20 protein-coding genes and 2 pseudogenes are annotated in these 22082 nt (G+C 39.3%); 8 read left to right on the forward strand and 14 right to left on the reverse strand.

The genetic code is table 11. From position 1 onward, the window contains the following. The first annotated feature begins 1 nt into the window (after position 1). Positions 2–1132, forward strand: a complete 1131-nt coding sequence (locus H5126_RS07755) for an FAD-dependent oxidoreductase (protein WP_182681167.1) — start codon at positions 2–4, stop codon at positions 1130–1132. Positions 1133–1219: 87 nt separating this feature from the next. Here H5126_RS07755 and H5126_RS07760 read toward each other — a convergent pair whose 3' ends face one another. From H5126_RS07760 to H5126_RS07800, 9 genes are read right to left on the reverse strand one after another with little or no spacing between them, the layout of a single operon-like run. Continuing rightward, entirely contained in the window at positions 1220–1978 is a 759-nt protein-coding gene (locus H5126_RS07760) for a sulfite exporter TauE/SafE family protein (RefSeq protein ID WP_182721104.1), read from the reverse strand. Between the two features lie 24 nt (positions 1979–2002). Then, positions 2003–2989 (reverse strand): aldo/keto reductase, encoded by a 987-nt coding sequence (locus tag H5126_RS07765; protein ID WP_182716390.1) that lies wholly within the window; start codon positions 2987–2989, stop codon positions 2003–2005. A gap of 20 nt (positions 2990–3009) precedes the next feature. Next, positions 3010–3954, reverse strand: a complete 945-nt coding sequence (locus tag H5126_RS07770; protein ID WP_182720880.1) for a Gfo/Idh/MocA family oxidoreductase — start codon at positions 3952–3954, stop codon at positions 3010–3012. Positions 3955–3968: 14 nt separating this feature from the next. Then, positions 3969–4808 (reverse strand): class III extradiol dioxygenase subunit beta, encoded by an 840-nt coding sequence (locus H5126_RS07775; RefSeq protein ID WP_182720881.1) that lies wholly within the window; start codon positions 4806–4808, stop codon positions 3969–3971. 2 nt (positions 4809–4810) lie between these two features. Beyond that, positions 4811–5200: a protocatechuate 4,5-dioxygenase subunit alpha gene (gene ligA, locus H5126_RS07780; protein ID WP_154903787.1), complete on the reverse strand. Its 390-nt coding sequence runs from the start codon at positions 5198–5200 to the stop codon at positions 4811–4813. A 9-nt stretch (positions 5201–5209) separates the two neighbouring features. Then, positions 5210–6103 carry an amidohydrolase family protein gene (locus H5126_RS07785; RefSeq protein ID WP_182720882.1) on the reverse strand — a complete coding sequence of 298 codons (894 nt, stop codon included), beginning with the start codon at positions 6101–6103 and terminating at the stop codon, positions 5210–5212. Next, positions 6100–7119, reverse strand: a complete 1020-nt coding sequence (locus H5126_RS07790; protein WP_182695765.1) for an amidohydrolase family protein — start codon at positions 7117–7119, stop codon at positions 6100–6102. The genes H5126_RS07785 and H5126_RS07790 overlap by 4 nt, the downstream gene beginning before the upstream one ends. A 49-nt stretch (positions 7120–7168) precedes the next feature. After that, positions 7169–8242, reverse strand: a complete 1074-nt coding sequence (locus H5126_RS07795; RefSeq protein WP_182720883.1) for a 4-oxalomesaconate tautomerase — start codon at positions 8240–8242, stop codon at positions 7169–7171. Then, positions 8243–8932 (reverse strand): 4-carboxy-4-hydroxy-2-oxoadipate aldolase/oxaloacetate decarboxylase, encoded by a 690-nt coding sequence (locus H5126_RS07800; protein WP_154903784.1) that lies wholly within the window; start codon positions 8930–8932, stop codon positions 8243–8245. 197 nt (positions 8933–9129) lie between these two features. Between H5126_RS07800 and H5126_RS07805 the strand changes: the two genes are divergently transcribed. Next, positions 9130–10269, forward strand: a complete 1140-nt coding sequence (locus H5126_RS07805) for a LysR family transcriptional regulator (protein WP_259395096.1) — start codon at positions 9130–9132, stop codon at positions 10267–10269. A 5-nt stretch (positions 10270–10274) separates the two neighbouring features. Here the strand turns inward: H5126_RS07805 and H5126_RS07810 are convergent, their stop codons facing one another. Then, positions 10275–11147, reverse strand: coding sequence for a helix-turn-helix domain-containing protein (locus tag H5126_RS07810; RefSeq protein ID WP_182711652.1), 873 nt, complete (start codon positions 11145–11147; stop codon positions 10275–10277). 121 nt (positions 11148–11268) lie between these two features. Here H5126_RS07810 and pobA point away from each other — a divergent pair, with 121 nt between their 5' ends. Continuing rightward, entirely contained in the window at positions 11269–12477 is a 1209-nt protein-coding gene (gene pobA, locus H5126_RS07815) for a 4-hydroxybenzoate 3-monooxygenase (RefSeq protein WP_182711651.1), read from the forward strand. 762 nt (positions 12478–13239) lie between these two features. Here the strand turns inward: pobA and H5126_RS07820 are convergent. Continuing rightward, positions 13240–14889 (reverse strand): carboxylesterase/lipase family protein, encoded by a 1650-nt coding sequence (locus H5126_RS07820; protein ID WP_182720884.1) that lies wholly within the window; start codon positions 14887–14889, stop codon positions 13240–13242. 263 nt (positions 14890–15152) lie between these two features. Here H5126_RS07820 and H5126_RS07825 point away from each other — a divergent pair. Then, positions 15153–15443, forward strand: a pseudogene (locus tag H5126_RS07825) (MFS transporter); the annotation flags it as partial. Positions 15444–15490: 47 nt separating this feature from the next. Here H5126_RS07825 and H5126_RS07830 read toward each other — a convergent pair. Beyond that, positions 15491–16159, reverse strand: a complete 669-nt coding sequence (locus tag H5126_RS07830) for a response regulator (RefSeq protein ID WP_101163047.1) — start codon at positions 16157–16159, stop codon at positions 15491–15493. Next, entirely contained in the window at positions 16152–17456 is a 1305-nt protein-coding gene (locus H5126_RS07835) for a DUF4118 domain-containing protein (RefSeq protein WP_182720885.1), read from the reverse strand. Before H5126_RS07835 ends, H5126_RS07830 begins: the two co-directional genes overlap by 8 nt. Before the next feature lie 182 nt (positions 17457–17638). Here H5126_RS07835 and H5126_RS07840 point away from each other — a divergent pair, with 182 nt between their 5' ends. The 4 genes and pseudogenes from H5126_RS07840 (at position 17639) to H5126_RS21700 (ending at position 21265) form a co-directional block, all read left to right on the forward strand. Beyond that, positions 17639–18298 (forward strand): TrkA family potassium uptake protein, encoded by a 660-nt coding sequence (locus H5126_RS07840; protein ID WP_024596486.1) that lies wholly within the window; start codon positions 17639–17641, stop codon positions 18296–18298. Beyond that, the gene (locus H5126_RS07845; protein WP_101163049.1) at positions 18295–19662 is read left to right on the forward strand and encodes a TrkH family potassium uptake protein; all 1368 of its coding nucleotides are present in this window, start codon (positions 18295–18297) and stop codon (positions 19660–19662) included. Before H5126_RS07840 ends, H5126_RS07845 begins: the two co-directional genes overlap by 4 nt. 282 nt (positions 19663–19944) lie before the next feature. Beyond that, positions 19945–20959, forward strand: a pseudogene (locus H5126_RS07850) (xylose isomerase); the annotation flags it as partial. Positions 20960–20995: 36 nt separating this feature from the next. After that, positions 20996–21265, forward strand: coding sequence for a transaldolase family protein (locus H5126_RS21700; protein WP_371544056.1), 270 nt, complete (start codon positions 20996–20998; stop codon positions 21263–21265). On the opposite strand, the gene H5126_RS07860 is transcribed toward H5126_RS21700, so the two are convergent. Then, a complete protein-coding gene (locus H5126_RS07860; protein WP_182720886.1) occupies positions 21176–22063 on the reverse strand; it encodes a LysR family transcriptional regulator in 888 nt (295 codons plus the stop codon). The genes H5126_RS21700 and H5126_RS07860 overlap by 90 nt on opposite strands. Between the last annotated feature and the right edge of the window lie 19 nt (positions 22064–22082).

Consider the following 22082-nt stretch of genomic DNA (forward strand, 5'->3'; position numbering starts at 1 on the left):
AATGAACCCGTGTATTTCTAATGTATTAATAATTGGTGGTGGCTTCTCTGGTATGTCGGCAGCCATCGAACTTGAGAAAAAAAATATTGCTGTCGATTTGGTAGAAATTGATCCTAACTGGCGAGCAGAAGGGGCTGGGATCAGTTTAGGTGGAGCTACAATTCGAGCTTTTCAACAACTTGGAATTTTAGAAGAGTTTTTAGCAAAAGGCAGTGCCCATGAAGGGTTAGATATATATGCCCCACATGGTTTGCACCTGGCCCATATACCAACGCCATTAATGGCTAATGCTAATATTCCAAAAGCGGGCGCTATAATGCGACCAGCACTTGCACAAATTTTGGCAAATAAAACGAAACAAACCAATGCCAATGTTAGGCTTGGCTGTACATTTTCATCTATTGAACAAGACGAAAATGGGGCAACAGTAACCTTTACCGATGGCACAACAAAAACATATGACCTAATTATTGGTGCTGATGGCTTGTACTCAAAAGTACGACAAGTCACATTCCCTGAAGCTGAAAAGCCTAAATTTGTAGGCCAAGGTGTATGGCGAGCCGTACTGCCTCGCCTTGAAGGCATTGATAACACGGTAATGTGGGTAGGCGAACATATTAAAGTAGGGGTTAACCCTATGTCGAAAAACGAAATGTATATGTTTGTTACAGAGGATAAAATTGAAAATAATTATATTGAACCAAAAGACTTTTTACCTTTATTAAAAGCACTTGTAGCCAAATTTCCAGCACCGGTAGTACAAGAAATACATGCTCACCTAAATGAAAACTCTAAAATTGATTACCGACCACTTGAAGGGCTATTAGTTAAAGAAGCATGGCATAAAAACCGAATCGTACTTATTGGCGATGCAGTACATGCAACGACACCTCATTTAGCGTCGGGTGCATGTATAGGTATTGAAGACGCTATTGTACTGGCTGATGAACTAACTAAGCATGCTCAGTTAGAACACGCACTAACCGCTTTTAAAGAGCGCCGTTGGGAGCGTTGTAAGCTTGTTGTTGAAAACTCAGGTCGACTTGCTCAAATTGAAATAGAAGGAGGCGACAAAGCTGAGCACTCTGCAATTATGCGCGACTCCCATATTGCTTTAGCTAAAGCAATATAACTGACCCGATTTTAGGTTAACTAGGTTGTTAATACCCCTTCGCTGAAAATGAGTGACAGCGAGGGGGTATTATTTATATTATCCCAACTAATTATAAAAATAACGGACGCCTTGCCATATCAAATGCAGGGATAAAAAGCTCAAGATAAGTCGTAATACCTTTCTAAAGTTAGCTCCATGAGTTTTATTTAATACATGTAAACCTACAAACGTTCCGAACACACCACTAATAACCATGCAAAAAATTAAAGGCAGCCAATTAAAAAATGCAAATCCAACAACGCTAAAAACCGCCGCTTTTAATACATGCTGAAGTGCCATACAGCTTGAAAATGTTGCCGTAAATTTTAATTTTTCATACTCTTTTGTATACAAGTAACTGCTTACAATTGGGCCGCTAGCGCCAACAAATACAGAGAGAAAGGCAGTACTTAACCCTGCAATAAAGCGCACGCTTGGTGATGTGCCACTAAATTTAGGCTTTGGGCCCCACAACAAATAAAAAATAAATATTGCCAACACAATTTTCATCGGCTCAAGTGCTATTTGTGTTACTACAGTAGTCGATAGCACAGCACCAAACAGCCCTCCTACTGAAAAATAAGCCAACATATTCAGGTCAATGTATCTAAACGTTGCTATTGCTCGAGTCGCATTAGAGCCTAACTGAACAAGGCCATGAACGGGAATAACAATTGACATAGGCAGTATAGAGGCCATTGAAAGCAGTAGTAATAAGCCGCCTCCTGCGCCAAATGTGGCGGTAATAAATGATCCAAAAAAAGCGAATGCAATTAAAATCCCCGCATATAGCGGGGTGAGTAAATCATTTAGTAATAAGCTCAAAACGAAAAACCTTAATTGCTACATTTAAAACTCTTCGGTGTCTATTTCCGCTTGAGTTGCTTCAGGATAACGCGGACCACTAACTGAGAACGGTGAGAATAAAGCTGATAGTTGTGTTAACTGCTCTGCTGACAGTACAATTTTTTCAGCACTTACATTATCGGCTAAATGTGTATTATTCTGTGTGCCAGGGATAACATGAACATGCTCACCTTGATGAAGCACCCAGGCTAAACACAATTGAGCCAGTGTTAAATTTGTGCTTTGTGCGATAGATTTTAATGCACTTAACAATTGCTTGTTTTTGCTAAAATGAGGTTCATTAAAGCGTGGCATACCACGTCTAATATCACCTTCAACTAGTACCTCTAGACTGGTAACTTGCTCAGTTAAGAAGCCTCTCGCTAATGGTGAAAATGCAATAAAAGCAGCCCCTATATGCTTACATGTTTCGAGGACTGCAATTTCAGGATTACGTGTCCATAACGAATACTCTGATTGCACCGCTGCAATAGAATGAACATTATTTGCTCGCTTTATTGAGTCGGCTGATACCTCAGATAAGCCAATTGCTTTAATTTTTCCTTCACCAACTAAGCGCGAGAGCTCGCCAACACTCTCCTCAATCGGCACAGATTTATCCATACGATGTAAGTAATATAAATCTAGAACTTCTGTATTTAGACTAGTTAAAGACGCCTCTATTGTTGATCGAAGCGTTTGTGGACGCCCATCAATAACACGCTTGCCATTAACGCCCGCCATACCACATTTGCTCGCCAAAAAAATTTTATCTCGGTGTGGAGCTAAAGCTTTACCTAGTAGGGCTTCATTTTTACCAAATCCATACAAAGCGGCAGTATCAAAATGCTCAACACCTAAATCAATCGCTGCGTGTAATAAATTAATTGCAGCTTCATCTGAGGGAGGACTCCCATAGGCATGGCTCAAGTTCATACAGCCCAACCCAATTGGATTAACGCTATGACCATTAATTTTACGCTTATTCATACGCCCTCCTTTGCGATTAATTATTGATTATTTAATTGCTGCTCTAAGTCGTGAAGCACCCGATAACAATCAAGTACCTGCTCCACACTTGAGTTAGGCTCGCGACCTTCTTTTATAGCAGTAAAAAACTCTCTATCTTGCAGCTCAATACCATTCATTGATACATCAACAGCGGAGACATCAATCGCATTTTCTTTGCCATCCACTAAATCATCATAGCGTGCTATGTATGTTCCTGTGTCACCAATATAGCGGAAAAATGTTCCTAAAGGCCCATCATTGTTAAACGATAATGATAAGGTACAAATTGCACCATTTTCAGCTAGTAATTGAATAGACATATCTAAAGCAATACCAAGCTCTGGGTGAATTGGTCCCTGAATAGCATTCGCTTTAACCACTTTAGCGCCTGCTTGATAAGCAAATAAATCAACAGTGTGCGCAGCGTGGTGCCATAAAAGGTGATCAGTCCACGACCGGGCCTCGCCTTTAGCATTGATATTTTTACGACGGAAAAAGTACGTTTGTACATCCATTTGCTGAATACTAAACTCATCAGCCGAAATTTTATTATTAACCCATTGATGTGATGGATTAAAGCGGCGAGTATGCCCAACCATACAGGTCAGCCCCGTGCGCTTTTGTACCTCAACTACTTTTAATGAATCTTCCCAGCTATCTGCTAATGGGATTTCAACTTGCACATGCTTACCCGCTTCCATACATTGGATAGATTGCGCAGCGTGTTGCTGAGTGGGTGTGCATAAAATCACTGCATCGGCATCAATTTTAAGCGCATCATTTAAGCTTGTAAAAACCTGTGGAATGCCATACTCATCAGCCACTTTTTGAGTTTTTTCTAGCGTACGACCAACAAGTGCTACCACTTCAACACCCTCGATATTTTTAATACCGTCAAGGTGCTTAATTCCAAATGCGCCTGGTCCAACAACAATTACTTTCATAAAATTTCTCCAGGTTATTTATTTTCTAAAACAAGATGACCAACAGCAGTATTAGATGCGGGTACATGATAATGACGCTTCTTTAATTCAACCTCATCATTGAGCGCACCACGCATTACGAGCCACATAATAAGCTCAATGCCTTCAGAGCCAGCTAGGTTAATGTATTCAAGATGTGGTTTTAGGGCTAAGTTTTCAGCATCATCAACAATGTCATCTAAAAAAGCATTATCAAATTCTTTATTAATTAAACCTGCACGCGGTCCCTGTAATTGATGGCTCATGCCGCCCGTCCCCCAAATTTGTACATTCAGGTCTTCATCAAAACTTTCTACAGCTTTACGTAAGGCCTTACCTAAATTGTAACAACGCTGCCCAGATGGGGTTGGATAAAGCACTACATTTACTGCAATAGGAATAACTTTACACGGCCAATTTTCAGGCTGACCAAACATCAGTGATAACGGGACCGTTAAGCCATGATCAACATCTAAAGTATTGACGACAGTTAAGTCAAAATCGTCTTGAATAATAGATTGAGCAATATGTGAAGCAAATTCAGGATAGCCTTTTACATTTGGCACAGGACGTGGCCCCCATCCTTCATCGGCTGGCTTAAACTCTTCACCCGTTGCAATCGCAAAGGTAGGAACTAAATTAGAGTCAAACGCGGTTGCATGATCGTTATATACTAATAATACAACGTCTGGTTTTTGCTTTTTTATCCACTCTTTAGCGTAATCATAACCCTCAAATAATGGTTTCCAATACTCATTATCTGTTATGCCATTATCAATAGCAGCCCCAATAGCCGGAACATGTGATGTAGCAACACCTGCATTTATTTTGGCCATGATTAACTTCCTTTCTTTAATGTATTACTGCTGTCGGGTGCACGACCCCCTGATAGCATCATTTGCGCGTATTCATCTTGTGTCATCCCCGTCATCGTTGATGCTGCGGCTTGAAAACTAATACCGTCGCTAGAAAATATTTTTGCAAGAAAATAAATATTGCCGCCTAGGCTCATCATTCTGTTGTAATCACGTGCTATAACCGCTTCTTTTTGTGCTTCGCTCATTGGCCACTCATCAAGGTAGACTTTCTCACCTGCTTTAAATTTCTTCCGATTTGGCGCTTTCATCAACGACATGCAAAATTGATTTAAGTGAAAACCTAAACGCGCCATATCGGCGTCAAATATAATGGTACCTGGCACCTCTTTGTAAGGTTTATTAATAGCCATATGTATTCCTTATTTCGACCAATACAAACGCATTGGATTATCAATTAATAACTTTTTCTGTAATTCAGCAGTAGGTGCAAAAAGTGGAATCATGTCCACTAATTTACCATCGTCGGGCATGTGGCTTTTCATATTTGGGTGCGGCCAATCAGTGCCCCATAAAACACGATCAGGAAAACTTTCCACGACTTTACGCGCAAAAGGAACAACGTCTTGGTAGCCTTTATCAGGACCATCAGCAGAGATCCGTTCAGGGCAACTTACTTTAGACCACACATTTTCATTCTCACGCATAAACTGTAAAAACAACGCAAAGTCTTCGCCTTCAACAGGTTTAGTAACATCTGGGCGCCCCATATGGTCAACGACTAATGTCGTTGGCAAACTAGTGAAAAAATCATAAAGCTCGGGCAAATCTTGGCTTTCAAAATAGATAACAATGTGCCAATTACGTTTAACAATACGATCAGCTATACGTTTTAACGAGTCAAATGGCAAGGCATCAACTAGGCGCTTTACAAAATTAAAACGTACACCGCGTACACCTGCAGCATGTAATTTATCAAGCTCGGCTTCGCTAATATCTTCTTTAATAGTTGCAATACCACGTGCTAAACCATTTGATGCTAAAAGCGCATCTACCATCGCATTGTTGTCAGCTCCATGACAGGTTGCTTGCACAATAACATTTCGACTAAATCCTAAGTAATCGCGTAAATCCCAGAGCTGCTGTTTTGATGCATCGCACGGTGTGTATTTACGTTCGGGTGCAAAACCAAACTCATTGCCAGGACCGAATACATGACAATGCGCATCAACAGCCCCTTTCGGTAACTCAAAGCTAGGTTGTGATGGCGATTGATGCCAATGAAGCCAATCGGCATCCATTACAAATTGACTCATAAACCCAACCCTTTTAGTTTGGCGTCTAAACGTGGGTATACGCGACGCGCATTTTCTTCAAATATCGCTTTTTTGTCCGCTGCCGATATTTCTAATGTGTCAATGTAACGTTTAGTATCATCAAAATAGTGTCCTGTTTGCGGATCAATACCGCGCACGGCACCAATCATTTCAGAGCCAAATAAAATGTTTTTAGTATCAATAACGTCTACTAATAAATCAATCCCCGGTTGGTGATAAACGCAGGTATCAAAATACACATTTTTCATTACGTGCTCATTTAAAGGTGGCTGCTTCATCATATCAGCCAATCCACGATAACGCCCCCAATGATAAGGCACCGCTCCACCACCATGGGGTATAATAAACCGTAAATCAGGAAACTCTTTAAACAAGTCACCTTGTAAAAATTGCATGAATGCGGTGGTATCAGCATTCATATAATGCGCGCCCGTCGCATGAAAATTTGGATTACATGAGCCCGATACATGGATCATTGCAGGAACATCGAGCTCAACCATTTTTTCATAAAGTGGAAACCAACTCGGATCGGTTAACGGAGCTGAAGTCCAATGACCACCAGAAGGGTCAGGGTTTAAATTACAACCAACAAATCCTAATTCATTAACACAGCGCTCTAGCTCAGCAACTGAATTTTCAATTGGTACTCCCGGCGATTGTGGTAATTGGCACACTCCTATAAAACGCGTAGGGTATAAGTCAACAACTCGCGCTATTAAATCGTTACAGGCTGAGGTCCATTGTTTTGATACCTCCTCATTACCTACGTGATGAGCCATAGCCGATGCACGAGGTGAAAAAATAGTCATATCTAAGCCGCGTTCATCAAGTAATTTTAACTGATTTTTTTCAATACTTTCGCGAATTTCATCGTCCGAAATATAGGGAACGCCTGGAAGGGCTCTTCCCTCTTCAAATGCTTTAATTTGCGCTGCTCTAAAAAGCTGTAATGACTCTGGCGCTGTTGTGTAATGTCCGTGGCAGTCTATTATCATTGTGTGTCTCCTGCTGAGAATATTATTGAAACTATCTTTTAGTAGTCGATCAAGCCATTGCTGAGCCGACCATTAATAAGCGCGCGGTTCTTAACAGCGCAGAACGATGTATTTTATAAGTGCTCAGTTGAGCGATACCTGATACCTGCATTTCAACAGTAAACTGACCCGTTGGATGCTCAACAACGATATCAAACTCCCCATCAATAAAGTTTTGGTTAGCATGCCTATAGGCTACAGTACCTTTTAAAACACATGCACTTGCTACGCTCACACTGCCTAACACCCCAATAGCCTCATGAACACGGTGGGGTATAAATGTTCGAGTGTTAATTACCCCACCATTTTTTGCAGGGCTTACTAAAGACATTTTTGGAATCGTTTTATTAGTTACATCCCCTAAATTCATCATCTTAGCCGCGATTAAACGAATAGCTTCAATCTTTTGCTTTAAATCGGTATTATCTTCGAGTGAATTAGGCGACTCATCACCCACTAAACCAAACTCGCTAGCATCTAAAATAACCACCGGCATGCCGTTATCAATACAGGTTATTGAATACCCATTAATTTCATCTATGGCATTACCCGTAGGAAAAAGTGCACCACAATTGGCACCCGCTATATCTAGAAAGTCGAGCGTGATAGGCGCTGCTGAACCTGGTACACCGTCGATTACGGCATCCCCTTTATAGCTTACTTTGCCATTAGGAGTTTGAACGCGTGCAACAGCTGAGGCTGCAGTATTTAGCATATGAATTCGAACATCGGTTGTTTTTTCTTTTGCATTCACTAAGCCCTGCTCAATTGCAAATGGCGCAACACCGGCGAGTAAATTGCCACAATTTTGTGTATCACTCACCACCGCTTTATCAACTACAACTTGTAAAAAAAGGTAATCCACATCAGTATTTGCTCGCATTGATTTTTCAACAATAGCCACTTTACTGGTGAGAGGATGCGCACCACCTAAACCATCAATTTGCCTTGTGTCAGGCGACCCCATTATGTGTAACAGTAATTCATCGCGCTTTGAGGAATCACTCGGAAGATCACTGGCTAAAAAATAAAGCCCTTTAGAGGTACCACCGCGCATAATTGAGCAAGGAATAGCCGCGTGCATTTACTTATCCTCACTTTGCTTTATATAAGTTAAGCCTTTAGCTGCTAAACGCTCGCGCATAGCATATATATCCAAACCTAACTCACCCGAAGCTAAACGCTTTCGCTTGTCTTCTTCGTTAGCAACACGTTTCAGGACTTTTTCATGAACCTCTTCACCACGACTTTGTTCAACAACAACAACGCCGTCATCATCAGCAACAATGATGTCTCCAGGTTTTATATAAGCCCCTGCGCACACAACTGGCACATTGACATTTGCAATGGTTTCTTTAACTGTACCTTGCGCATAAACATCTTTAGACCAAACCGGGAAGCCCATTTCAGTCAGTGTTGCGATATCGCGTACGCCACCATCAATAATTAAACCTTTAACGCCTCGCGCTTGTAATGAAGTTGCCAACAAGTCACCAAAAAAACCGTCAATACACCCGCTCGTAGGTGTAACAACAAGTACATCACCTGGCTGACATTGCTCTACAGCTACATGAATCATCCAGTTGTCGCCAGGAGCCACTTCACATGTTACTGCACTGCCAGCAATACGAGCAGAGCGATAAATAGGCTTCATATAGCTGGCTAATAAGCCAACGCGACCTTGTGCCTCATGTACCGTTGCAACTTCAGCATTTTGGTATTTTTCTAATATCTCTTTATTAGGGCGCGCTATATCTGTAATACACACAGCCATACTATTTACCTTATTTATAATTAAACGCTATTGATGCAATGAGTATATTGAAGTCAGCTATATAAAGAACTTTAAAAAGCTGTCAAAGGACATTAGTTTTTTCTATAGTGGTAGTAATCAAATATTAATGTGTGAGTTAAATAAAAATGAATTTTAACAATAGACATTTGTTAAGCGCCTTGTATATAAGGAACTTAATGTCGTTAAGCAAGGCAGCTAATACTGTTCACTTAACCCAGTCGGCACTCACCCAAGGCATTAAAAAACTTGAAAACGAACTTAATCAAGTCCTATTTATTCGGACCCACTCGGGGATGACACCGACGCCAAGCGGTATATTTTTTCTAAATCGGGTTGAACGTGCATTTGAGTATTTGGATGAATTTTCGAGGGTTATTTTTAATAATAAACATAAGCAAGATGCCTTTAATCGCTCTGTCACTTCAAAGCAATTAGTAGCACTCATACACTTAGTACAAATGAAAAACTACACCGCTGCAGCCAATAAACTTAATTTGTCGCAACCCACCTTACACCGCAGCATCAAAGATTTAGAGCAACTATGTAAAAAGGACCTCGCGGTACGTTCACCCGTGGGTATTGAACCTACTTGGACGGCAAACTTGCTAAATCGTTTTGCAAAGCTGTTTTTCTCTGAATTACGCCAAGGTATTTATGAAATGAGGGAGTTTAATGGACAAATGGATGGTGCTCTAAAAGTAGGTAGCTTACCATTGGCACGCTCAGCTATTGTGCCATTGAGTATTATTGCTTTAAATAATGAATTTCCTGATGCCCAGCTAAGTATTATAGATGGTCCATACCAAGAGCAGCTAGCTAACTTACTTCATGGTGAAATTGACATCATTGTCGGTGCATTACGCATCCCTGCTCAACATAATGATATTGAACAAATTCCATTATTTAAAGATCAACTTTGTGTTGTAGTAAATGCTCAACACCCTTTGGCAAGCCGCCAAACAATATCAACAAAAGAGCTCCAGCAACTTGATTGGGTAGCACCTAACAAAAGCACACCCGCGTGGCAGGTTTTTAGTAACATATTTGTTAGCCGAGGTTTACCACCACCAAGCCATGTAATAGAGTGCAGCTCGCAAGTTGCTGCGCGCGGTATTTTATTAAACAGTTCTCGAGCGGCCTTGTTGCCAGCCAAGCAAGTTGAAATAGAAGTACAAACAGGAATATTAGCTATCTGCCCGATGACACTGCCCGATACTGACCGTAGTATAGGACTGACGATACGAAAAGACTGGCAGCCTACCCAAATGCAATCGCGTTTTTTAACAATAATTAAAAACAATACGCGCATGCTTTAATCGAGCTAGTTAATATTCGACTGTTGCTTGAATAATGTTGGGGTTGTATTAGTGGCTAACTTAAAAAAACGGCAAAAATACGCGCTATCTTTAAATCCTAAATGAAGCGCTATTTCGTCGATTGTTTGTGTAGTATAGATTAAACGTCGCTTTGCCTCAGTGATCAGACGTTGATGAGCAATTGCTTTGGGAGAATCATTTAATAAACTTTTACAAATACGGTTTAACTTTGAAGTAGATATATGTAGCTTCTCAGCGTAGTCAGGAATAGTCATATGTGAGGTATAATTTAGCTCAATTAAGCTTCTAAAATTAACGACTATTTCTGTTTCTCGACTGCGGGCGTTACTTGCCAAAAGAGTAGTGTTTTTTTGCCTAAAAATATTTAACAATATCAATTTTAGCAATTGCTCAACGGCAATAGGCGCACCTAATTCATTATAATTAATTTCATACATTAGCAGCTCTATGTAGTGCTTTAAATGCACTAAACGTGCTGCATTTTCAAACTCAACCGTTAATGGCTTTAATAACAATTGATTCAGGCTAGTCTCACCATAATTGCTTACTAAAAAACTGTCGTCTATTGAAATCACAAAGCCTTGTGTGCGTGGTTTAAAATGAAAGCCATGTACAACACCAGCCGGAATAATTACCCCCCAATCCCCATTCAGTTGATACTCTCTTTCATCTAACCTCGCAGCCCAAGAGTTATTAAAAACAATTACAATTTGAACTAACTTATTATGACGATGTGGGGATATCTCCCATTTAAGCTCACTGCTTCGATAAGCTATATCTTCAACATGAACAGCACCTGGCTCTTGGCGAATAAACGGCTCTCCGTATAGGTCATAAAATGGAATTTTTTTATTCATGTGCACGTGTACTCAAATTAACTTTGACTCAAAAGTACAACAGATGACATCAATTGTGAATGGTTTAAACATTAACTAATGAGCAATATAAAAGAACACGATGTTTTCAACGAGTATAAAAATGCAATCATTAAAAACTAAAATAGCAATCATTGGCGCAGGGCCCTCTGGATTGTTACTCGGTCAACTTCTAGCTAAAAAGGGGATCGATAACATAATTATAGAGCGCGCATCAGGCGAATATATTTTAGGTCGTATTCGTGCAGGTATTTTAGAACAAGGATTAGTGAGTCTACTAGCAGAAGCTGGTGTAGATGAGCGAATGAAAAAGGAAGGCCACATTCACGATGGCTTTGAAATAGCACATTATGGTCAACGTCATCGAATCGATATAAAGGCACTTACAAATGGCAGCACCGTTATGTGTTACGGGCAAACAGAAGTTACCCGTGATTTAATGCAAGCGCGCCAAAACATAGGGGCAACGACTTATTATGAGTCTAGTGATGTTGCCATTCATGAGCAAAGTTCAAACTCCCCATTTGTAACGTTTACACAAAATGGTATTGAATATAAATTAGACTGTGATTATATTGCTGGATGCGATGGCTTTCATGGCGTTTCTCGACAATCTATCCCTAAAGAAAAACGTAACGAATTTGAACGTATTTATCCTTTTGGCTGGCTTGGGTTACTTAGCGATACTCCCCCCGTTGCTGATGAGCTTATTTACTGTAAAACTAAACGAGGCTTTGCTTTAGCTAGTATGCGCTCTTCAACCCGTTCACGTTATTATTTACAGGTGCCATTAACTGATAAAATTGAAGATTGGTCTGATGATGAATTTTGGACTGAGCTTAAAAAACGCTTACCTGAAGACGTAGCTGAGATGCTGATTACCGGCCCCAGCATTGAAAAAAGTATTGCCCCTCTGCGTAGCTTTGTATGTGAACCAATGCAAGATGGACGCTTATTTTTAGTTGGCGATGCCGCTCACATTGTACCACCTACAGGCGCTAAAGGTCTTAATCTGGCAGCATCTGATGTATCCACCCTCAGCAAATTGCTAGATAAGACATACAATGGTGAGGAACCTGATGCGGTAGCCAAATACTCCGAAATAGCATTAAAAAGAGTATGGCACGCCGAGCGATTCTCATGGTGGATGTCAAACATGCTGCATGAATACGATGATGACAACATGAATGAAAACGAGACTAAAACGCTTGAACGATTCATGGCATCCGACCTTGATTTTCATCTAAATTATGAAGAAGGTAAAAAAGTAATAGCAATCCAATATGTGGGAATGCCATACGAGAAAATTTAAACAAGTTCCCTTAAAATAATAAGCTCATATGATATTAGTAACATGGGCTTTATTTATTAATATATACGATTAGTTAACTAACTTAGTTATATCGTTTAAAAGCTTAACTATCTGATCGTTTTTGATAGCTTACCAAAACTGATTAAATTCAATAATTTCATTCTTTATCGCTGAAAGTAGTGGCAAATTTTGAGTAAAATAAGGTGATGGGTTGCCATATGTAACAAATTTAACCCAAACAACATACATTTCAGTGGCAACATTTTATCTGGAGGTGATTAGCTGCTGAAATTTAACTTTCACAGAATCAAAACAATTGAATTCAAATTGTATAATATGCCTCCTAAACTTTTCCTTTTAAGCTATAAGCTATGTATTTGAATCGTTAAGGCCATGTCTGCTACCCAATAAATACGGCTTACCTAGCTACAATTTTACTGAATCAATGAAATTTTTCGTAATAATTAAAAAGTAAACAGCAACGCTTTGGTCAGGGTTTGCGCCTTGATTTAATGCTATTGTGTGGTATTTGAGTTTAATTTAAATGGCACATATGCAGCTTTAGCATACTGAATCAGCCTAACAGACGGACCAAATGGTTAATACATTAAAATCTAATATCATGCTTAAAATGCACTAAACATGCTTTGTTTAATTTTTTAATAAACACATATCAACACGCTCTAAAAATATAAATTTTAGTTATGAAAATTTAATATTTATGCCAATAAAAGCCCGTATATATACGGGCTCTATAAATGTTTATTGGCTAATTAGATTGGTTATCTCATTTAAGCGATTCTCAAGTGGGTCTTGTTTTACCTCACTTCCGTTCTCGTTAAATTCAATTATTCTATTATCTTTAGCATTGTAATTAGGCCAAGCAATGCCTTGCTTAGGTGACGGGTTGCTGTATTTAGCAAACCTTACCCATGCAGCGTGCATTGCACTGGCAATTTTAAAATCGTTTTGCGATGTTAACGGATTTTGCGCAAGAGTATTAAATACAAAAGGTATTTCAGTGGCATGGTATGCGCCATCAACTTTGCCTTTTAAGTGGCTAGGGACGTAATTAAAACGATAAAGCCATGTAGGCTCTTCACTCATACTCGCTTTGCTTGCAATATAGCGCGCAGGTTCTACAAAACGCTTATCACCGAATATCATAGAGCCTAGCAGTGGATAATTTAACTCCCCATTTTTAGCTAGCACAAATGGCGCATACGCTTTAGTAAACTGAGCTTTATTGTTCACTGATTCGATCGTTTCTGTGGCTATTGCAATAGCACCTTTCGGATTGTAGTCTTTTAAAAATCCCCACTCAAAATCCGTACTGCCAATAAAAAGTGGAACTTTTGTTTGTAGAGCTTGAGCAAACCCCTCCTCGTCACTTGTTAATACAATAGATGAGTCAATCATAGGCCCGCTGTAAGTAGGCGTATTTGCGTTCATCATATTCAAACCGCTCAATACCTTTTCTGCAGGTAAAGCACGTAGTTTTGCGAGTGCTTTTATATCATTGGTATTAATTCCCACACTTCTAGCAAATTGAATGCCAGCATCCTCAGCTGAAGGGTTACCTTTAGTGCCTTTTTTATTTAAGTATACGACCGTCTCTGTCGAATCACTTCTACCACCCCCTGATTGCACAATCGCTTTGTGAAAAAGCCCTTTAGATTGGGGCGATAACATATGAAAATTCACCGAGCGACCACCAGCTGACTCACCAAAAAGTGTTACATTATCAGCGTCTCCACCAAAATGGGTAATGTTATTTTTAACCCATTTTAGGGCCGCGATTTGATCCATTAAGCCGTAATTTCCAAGCGGTGTATTTTTGCTTTGTTCACTCAACCCAGGATGAGCAAAGAAACCAAAACGCCCTAACCTGTAGTTAAAACTAACAAATACAACGCCCGATTCGGCAAACGACTGACCACTATAAATAGCCGCTGACGAACCGCCATTGACAAAGCCTCCACCGTGTATCCACACCATAACTGGGCGCTTTTGAGTGATATCTTGTGCTGGTGCCCATATATTTAAGTAAAGGCAGTCTTCACTCAATGAGCCTTTTAGGGGCGCCGAATAACCAGGAAATGTGGTTTGCATACAGTCAGGGGCATATTGAGTTGCATCAAGCACGTCTCGCCACTGAGTCGCACTTTTAGGTCCCTGCCAGCGTAAATTAGCAATAGGTGCTTGTGCATAAGGGATCCCCAAAAATTTATTAACTGGCATTTTTGTATCTAGTACAGACCCCCCTTTAACAAGCCCTAATTGTGTTTTTGCAATCACATTATGTGTGGCTTTTGCTTGCTCATTAAGTTCAGCTGAGTCTTGCCCGTTCGCACAAATACTTATGCTCATAAACATTGCAATGATAAAGCGAATTCGTTTTAAGGTATTCATATTAAATTCCTAAATTAAGCAGGTTGCCTTATTAAGCAATTGCTTATTGATTAATGCAGCCACATGAAAAAGCCGCATTATATAAGTATTACTAACTTGGGTATCTCACACTGAAATAAAAAGAGCACTACTCTGTAGAGCAGGTTTAATTCGCTTTGTATTGGGTTAGCTGAATGTTCAGCTTTTATATCAACTTCGGCTATGTCCATGAGCGGTTATTACTAATTTTTTGTATGGAATCAAGATTTTGCTGCTTTGGTTTTCTTGTAAAGGCCAACTTATATGTATTCTTTTTTAACCTTTAATGGAGTCCCGTAATGTGGGTAATGCTCGGCGAGATATTTCCAAATAGCATGAGAGGATTAGGCTTAGGAGTTGCAGGGCTTGCTCAATGGCTGGCTAATTTTTTAGTCACTATTACCTTTCCCATATTGCTAGCCGCTGGAGGGCTTGTACTCGCATATTCGCTCTATGCATTTTTCGCATTAATATCGGTGCTTTTTGTTATTTACTTAGTAACAGAAACCAAAGGAACGAAACTAGAAAACGTGTAACTTTATCGTCCTAAATAGCTAAATTTAGGACGATAATTTTTTAGTGCCTACCCAACTAATCTATAACCTACCGCTGGCTCAGTTAAGATATGAATAGGGCTTGCAGGGTTTACTTCAAGCTTTTGTCTTAGTTGCGCTACATGTACACGAATATACTCAGGTCTATTAATGTATTGCTCCCCCCATACCTGACTTAAAATAGCATTATGAGTAAGCACTTTATCTTTATTTTGAAATAACATAAGCAAAATTTTATATTCTTTATTAGTGAGCTTTACATCGCTGCTGTTAAGCGTAACTGTGTGCTTATGCGGATCTATAATGATGTTACCGCATTGCAGTGCCAAACTGGGCTGTGTATTTACTCTTAGTAGCACACGCATTCTTGCCAGAAGTTCGTTTGCACTAAAAGGTTTGGTTATATAATCGTTTGCCCCATTATCAAGGGCTGTAACCTTTTCCACCTCGCCATCGCGAGCCGAAAGCACTAATATTGGTATTTGGCTCCATTGTCGTACTTCAAGTAACCAAGCCTGTCCATCCATATCAAGCAAACCCAAATCAAGTAACACTAAGTCAAAGCTTTGCTCACTCATTAATGAAAAACCATCAAGCCCTTTCGCACTAATTGATACGTTATAGCCACTGGCACCTAGTAATGTTTTTAAAAAACTTTGCAATGCAGGTGAGTCTTCTAGCACCAATACATTAATCATTCTTTGCACTCCAGCTAAGTATTGCTGTGGCTACTTGGGTCAGCTCATCAATAGCTAATACAAATTCGCCTTGATGAAACTGAGCAACTACATCGCAAATTACGCTACCAAGCCCAACTCCTTCATCCGAACTGCTTGGATGAGTAACTATGAGATTGCTTACGGCTATTTTATAGTGTGTTATATTAGCAATTCGCTCAGTATTAAAGTCCACTGTCGCCGCTCCATCACCGTAACGTGCCGCGTTTTCGAATATATTCGCAAGCGCGATTTCTAAAAGTGTTATATCACCTATACAACAAGTAGCTTTATCAAATACTAACGCTAAGTTAAAACCACTTAATTGCCGCTGCCTGCGTGCTTTAGCCTCAGTAACAAGTGTATGTACGTTGATAGCTTGCCACGCTAGCTGCTCTCCTATTTTATTTACCCGGCTAAGCTCCATCACTTTATTAAAATGCTGATTTAAGATTTCACTTTGCTCATAAATATTTTTTGCTTGTTCTGTAATTGATGCCTTACTTAGCTCAATATTTTCGTCAGCTAACATGCTTGATGAACCCATAATAGTAGCTAAAGGCGTGCGTAGATCATGAGATAAACTACGCAGCAATGCGTTTTTAGCACGTTCTAACTCTGCTTGTACTTTCATCGATGCCGACTGGTTTCTAAGATTTGAGTTTTCGTGGACCTGAAACAACAAAGACAGTGCCGTATCTATAAATGCACGGTTTTCAGGACTAAGTTCGGCATCTGAAATAAAGCCGCCCCATTGTGTGTTTTGTTCGATATTGAAGTACTCTCCATTATCCATTGTATTATTGTTCCAACGAAGTGTAATACCTAGATGGTTTTTAATCGATGTTGTAAATACTTGGCGCTGATCGTTTATATCATCAAGCCCATTAAGCGCCTTAGCTAACTCATATAAACATCGTATATTACTGGCATGTAACTGGGTATCACGAACGTTTTTACTTAGCTCGCCCGCCAATTTGCTTATCATCAAGCCAACTATAAGCATGACAGTAAAAGTGACTAAGTATTCAATTTTTTCGATATGAAATGTAAAGTACGGCAGTACAAAAAACCAGTCGGTACATGCCACACTAACTAACGTTGTAATCCCCGCTAAGGCGGCATTTTGACGCACCGCAACCCATGCTACCCAAAGTAATTGCAACATCACAATGTCGGTGGTCGTTAGCCACTCTCGAACTGGAAAAATAGCCAGCACAATAAAAATAGGCGCAATTGTTGTTAATAAAAGCGGCTTAAGCCATTTATTAATACCCATTTGTGCACTCCCATAAAATTCTCTTTTTATAGGTTACTGCTTTTTAATACGTTGTGTATAAAGTTTTTATAAAGATTTTTGGCTGTAGTGTTAAATGTTTATAAAGCTTAATTGATATGGGGTGACTCTTTTTTAAAATTCCATAGTCTTTGCTATGTAGTATTTTTTAAATAGGAACGCACATGGCACAGTTTGCAGTAATTGGATTAGGTAGTTTTGGTGTTACCGCCTCGCTTGAGCTTGCTAATCAGGGGCATCACGTTTGCGCAGCCGATATAAGCGAAAGCACCATTAACACGTTTGCTAATCAGTTAAATTACACTGTCATTTTAGATGCTAGTGATGAAACACAGCTTGCTCGACTCGACTTAACCAGCTGCCAAGCTGTATTAGTTGCAATTGGTGAAAACATAGAAGCGAGTATTTTATGCGTGCTGCATTTAAAAAACCTTGGTGTTAAACAAATATGGGTTAAGGCGTGCTCTAAAAGTCACCATCAAATTTTAAGTAAACTTGGCGTATCTCGTATTATTCACCCCGAAGAAGAAATGGGGATCAGAGTAGCACATGCACTTAACTACCCTATGGTTAACCAGTACTTTGCGCTTACACAATCTACATTTATTGTTGAGCTTGCCATAGATTTACATTTATCAGGGCGCAATATTGGCTGGCTTCTAAAAGAGCGTAACTCAGATATAAAACCGCTCACCTTACGCCGAGATGATAATTTCAATACAGACCTAACACTCGACACCGAGTTACGCCATGGTGATAGCCTTGTATTGCTGGGCTCTAAACATTACCTAACAAAACTCACCAAACGGTTTAAAGCTTTATGATTAACTGGCAAGCACACGTACTTCCAAAGCAATTTAATCGCCGTTTAAAAAATTTCAAAAGGCCTGTTAACCCCCCTTTAATTTTAACTGCTGGTTTTTTTGCTCTCATTATTTTAGGCACTTGCTTATTACTATTACCTTTTGCAAGTGTTGAATCGCTTAGCTTTATTCAAGCTTTTTTTACTGCATCCTCTGCGGTTACAGTTACAGGCTTAGTTGTTATTGATACAGGTACTGCGCTAACCACATTTGGGCAATGTGTTGTTATGGTACTTATTCAAATTGGAGGAATCGGCTTTATGACCGTAGCCGTTATTTCATTTTTAAGTATTGGTAAAAACTTAGGATTAAAACAACGTTTACTTGCAAGCCAAGCATTCGATACAAGCGATTTAAATGGAGTGATCCATGTAGCTAGATGTGTAATAACTTACTCGCTAATAATTCAGACTATAGCATTTTGCTTACTTTTTATTAGCTGGGTAGATGACTATGGTATTGCGGGTAGCGCCTATCAAAGTCTATTTTATACTATTTCGGCTTTTAACAATGCCGGGTTTGCACTCGACAGTAATAGCTTAATGGCTTTTAAAAGTGATGTATCTGTTAATCTTATTATCAGTGCATTATTTATAATCGGTGGCTTAGGGTTTACCGTTTTAATAGATATATATCAACAACGTCGCTGGCATAAATTAGCAACTAATACACGTATTGTATTAATTGCAAGTGCTGTAATAAATTGCAGTGCATTTTTGCTTATTTTTTTATTTGAATATTCAAATCCAGCCACACTTGCCAACCTACCTATTAACGAGCAAGTAATTGCTGCTTGGTTTCAAGCAGTTACACCACGTACTGCAGGCTTTAATACTTTACCTATTAGCCAGCTCAGTTCCGACTCGACATTGCTTACATTGTTATTAATGGTAATAGGTGGCGGTTCGGTAAGTACAGCAAGCGGCATTAAAATAGGAACTTTTGTTATTTTACTACTTGCTATGTATAGTTATTTACGCCAAAAACCCCAGGTAACCATATTTAACAGAGAGCTAAGCGACAAACTTGTGATAAAAGCATTGAGTGTTGTAATTTTATACTTATTTACGGCTTTTTTAAGCATCATGATTATGAGTAAAATCGAGCAAGCGTCTCTTTTAGATATTACTTTTGAAGTAATTTCGGCATTGAGCACTGTAGGGCTATCTCGTGATTTTACTAGTAATTTAAGTATGCCAAGCCAGCTAATAATAATTTTACTTATGCTGATTGGCAGAGTAGGTCCACTGACATTTGCTTATTGTTTTGCAAAACCTAAATTACAACCTCTTAAATTTGCTAAAACAACCATACAAATAGGGTAACTATTATTAAGGCCACTTAGCCAGCATAATTTATGTAAGGTACTATTGCGGTGCAAGTTAGAAAATTAATGACTCCTAAATATAACTTTATCTATTAGGAGTCTTTTATAGAAAAATAAAGATGAATATAAGCACACTTTTTCATTGTAGATATGAAAATAAATAAAATAAGCGCCAAACTATTACAATAGTTTTGGCGCTTATTAAAGGGGTAATATTTACCCTTTCATTTGTTCAAGCTCTTTGCCTTTGGTTTCATGTAAAAACTTAAATACAAATATTTTTCATGATGTTGATATTGCCCCTGAAGGAAAACACTACAAGAAAGCCTCGATAACGTAACGCACATAACTAACATTATCTAAAAAGAAATGCAGCGCACTGGTGTAAAGCCACTGTGGGGTACTGCTAACTTGTTCTCAAACAAACGTTTTGTGCCGGTGGTGCAACAAACCCTAATCCTAATACGTATGCATATGCAGCAGCGCAAGTTAAACATGCAATGGAAATTACGCATCGTTTAGGCGGCGAAAACTACGTACTTTGGGGTGGTCGTGAAGGTTACGACACACTACTAAATACAGATCTTGCGCAAGAAAGCGAGCAGTACGCACGCTTTTTGAAAATGGTTGTAGAACACAAGAAAAAAATTGGTTTTAAAGGCACATTATTAATTGAGCCAAAACCACAAGAGCCAACTAAGCACCAGTACGATTACGATACAGCAACGGTTGCAGGCTTTTTACACAAGCACGGCTTACAAGACGAAATTAAAGTAAACATTGAAGCAAACCACGCAACACTTGCAGGTCATAGCTTCCACCACGAAATTGCCGTTGCTTGCGCTAAAGGTATTATGGGTAGTATTGATGCTAACCGTGGTGATATGCAAAACGGATGGGATACAGATCAATTCCCTAACGATGTAGCTGAGTGAACACTTGTCGTTTACGAAATTTTAAAGAATGGCGGTTTTACAACCGGTGGCTTTAACTTTGATACTAAACTTCGTCGTCAATCGTGTGAACGCGATGATTTATTCATCGGTCACATTGGTGGTATGGATACGATGGCAAAAGCATTACTCAATGCAGCAGCAATGATTGAAGGCGGCGAGCTTTCTGACTTTGTAGAAAAACGTTACGCAGGTTGGAAAGAAGACCTAGGCCAAAGCATTTTAAAAGGTGAACAATCACTTGAGAGCCTTGCTGCGTTAGTACACGAAAACGACATCTATCCTAAGCAAGTTTCTGGCCGACAAGAGCTGCTTGAGAATATTGTTAACCGCTACGTATAAGGACATCTCCTCGGTTTTAAAGCCGAGGCGTACATCATTATGAACTTGTTAGAACAACTCAAAAAAGTAACCACGGTCGTTGCCGACAGTGGCGATGTAGAGTCAATCAAAGCCCTACAACCGGTTGATGCAACAACCAATCCTTCGTTAATTTTACAAGCTGCAAAATTACCTCAATATAAACACTTAAATAAGTTTTTCACATATATAAGATTGTTATATCTGATAGTTTTTAAATTGCTCCCACACAGCCTCTGCTACAGGCCCCAACACTTCTCCCCTTTTCTTAATAATGTAATATTTTAGAGGCGTTATATTTTGCACATCACTAAGTGACAGCATTTTCAGAGTATTATTTGCAATACCTTCATCAGCTAAATAACCTGGTAATTTGCCCCAACCCATTGCACTTTCGATAAGCATTTTTTTAGTTGGAAAGTCATTTACATACCATCGTCGCTGACCTTGCTGAACACCCCACTCTATGTTTTTTGAACCAGTGCCTGAGTCCTGCACAATTATTTGGTATTCGTTCAACAAATCAGTGGCTTGCCTTAGGTTTGGATTTCGCTTTAACAACAAAGGGGAAGCTACATTGATTAATGAGCCGCTATTTAACAAATGCTTTTCAATTTTCTCTTCTTGTGCAGAAAACTCCATTGTTGGTGTTATACACAGATCGGCACCGCCATCAAGTAAGGCTTCAATTGCACCTGTTATGTACTCTTGCCTGATTATTATTTGAGTTTCAGGGAACTGATTTTGCATATTTTTTAGTAATGGTAAAATACCCTTTAAATTAAATGATGCTTCAATTGCAATCGTTATACTTACCTCGTTCCCCTGTGCTATGTGGTGTGCAACTTGTTTAAGTTGTGCTGCATCATCTAGCAATTTCATAGCCTTATGAAACATAGTTTTTCCTGCACTGGTAAGCTCTAACCGATAACCATTACGACTAAATAAGGCAAAGTTAAGGGTATTTTCTAGTTGCTTAATGCCTTGGCTTATAGCTGGTTGAGTTTTGTGTAAAAGAGCACTTGCTTCACTCAATGATCCAACCTGAGCAACAGTAACAAACATACTAAGCTGTTCTAATTTCATAATTTACGCCAAACATGTA

This window comes from Pseudoalteromonas sp. SG45-3 (genome assembly GCF_014164075.1).
Lineage (GTDB): Bacteria > Pseudomonadota > Gammaproteobacteria > Enterobacterales > Alteromonadaceae > Pseudoalteromonas > Pseudoalteromonas distincta.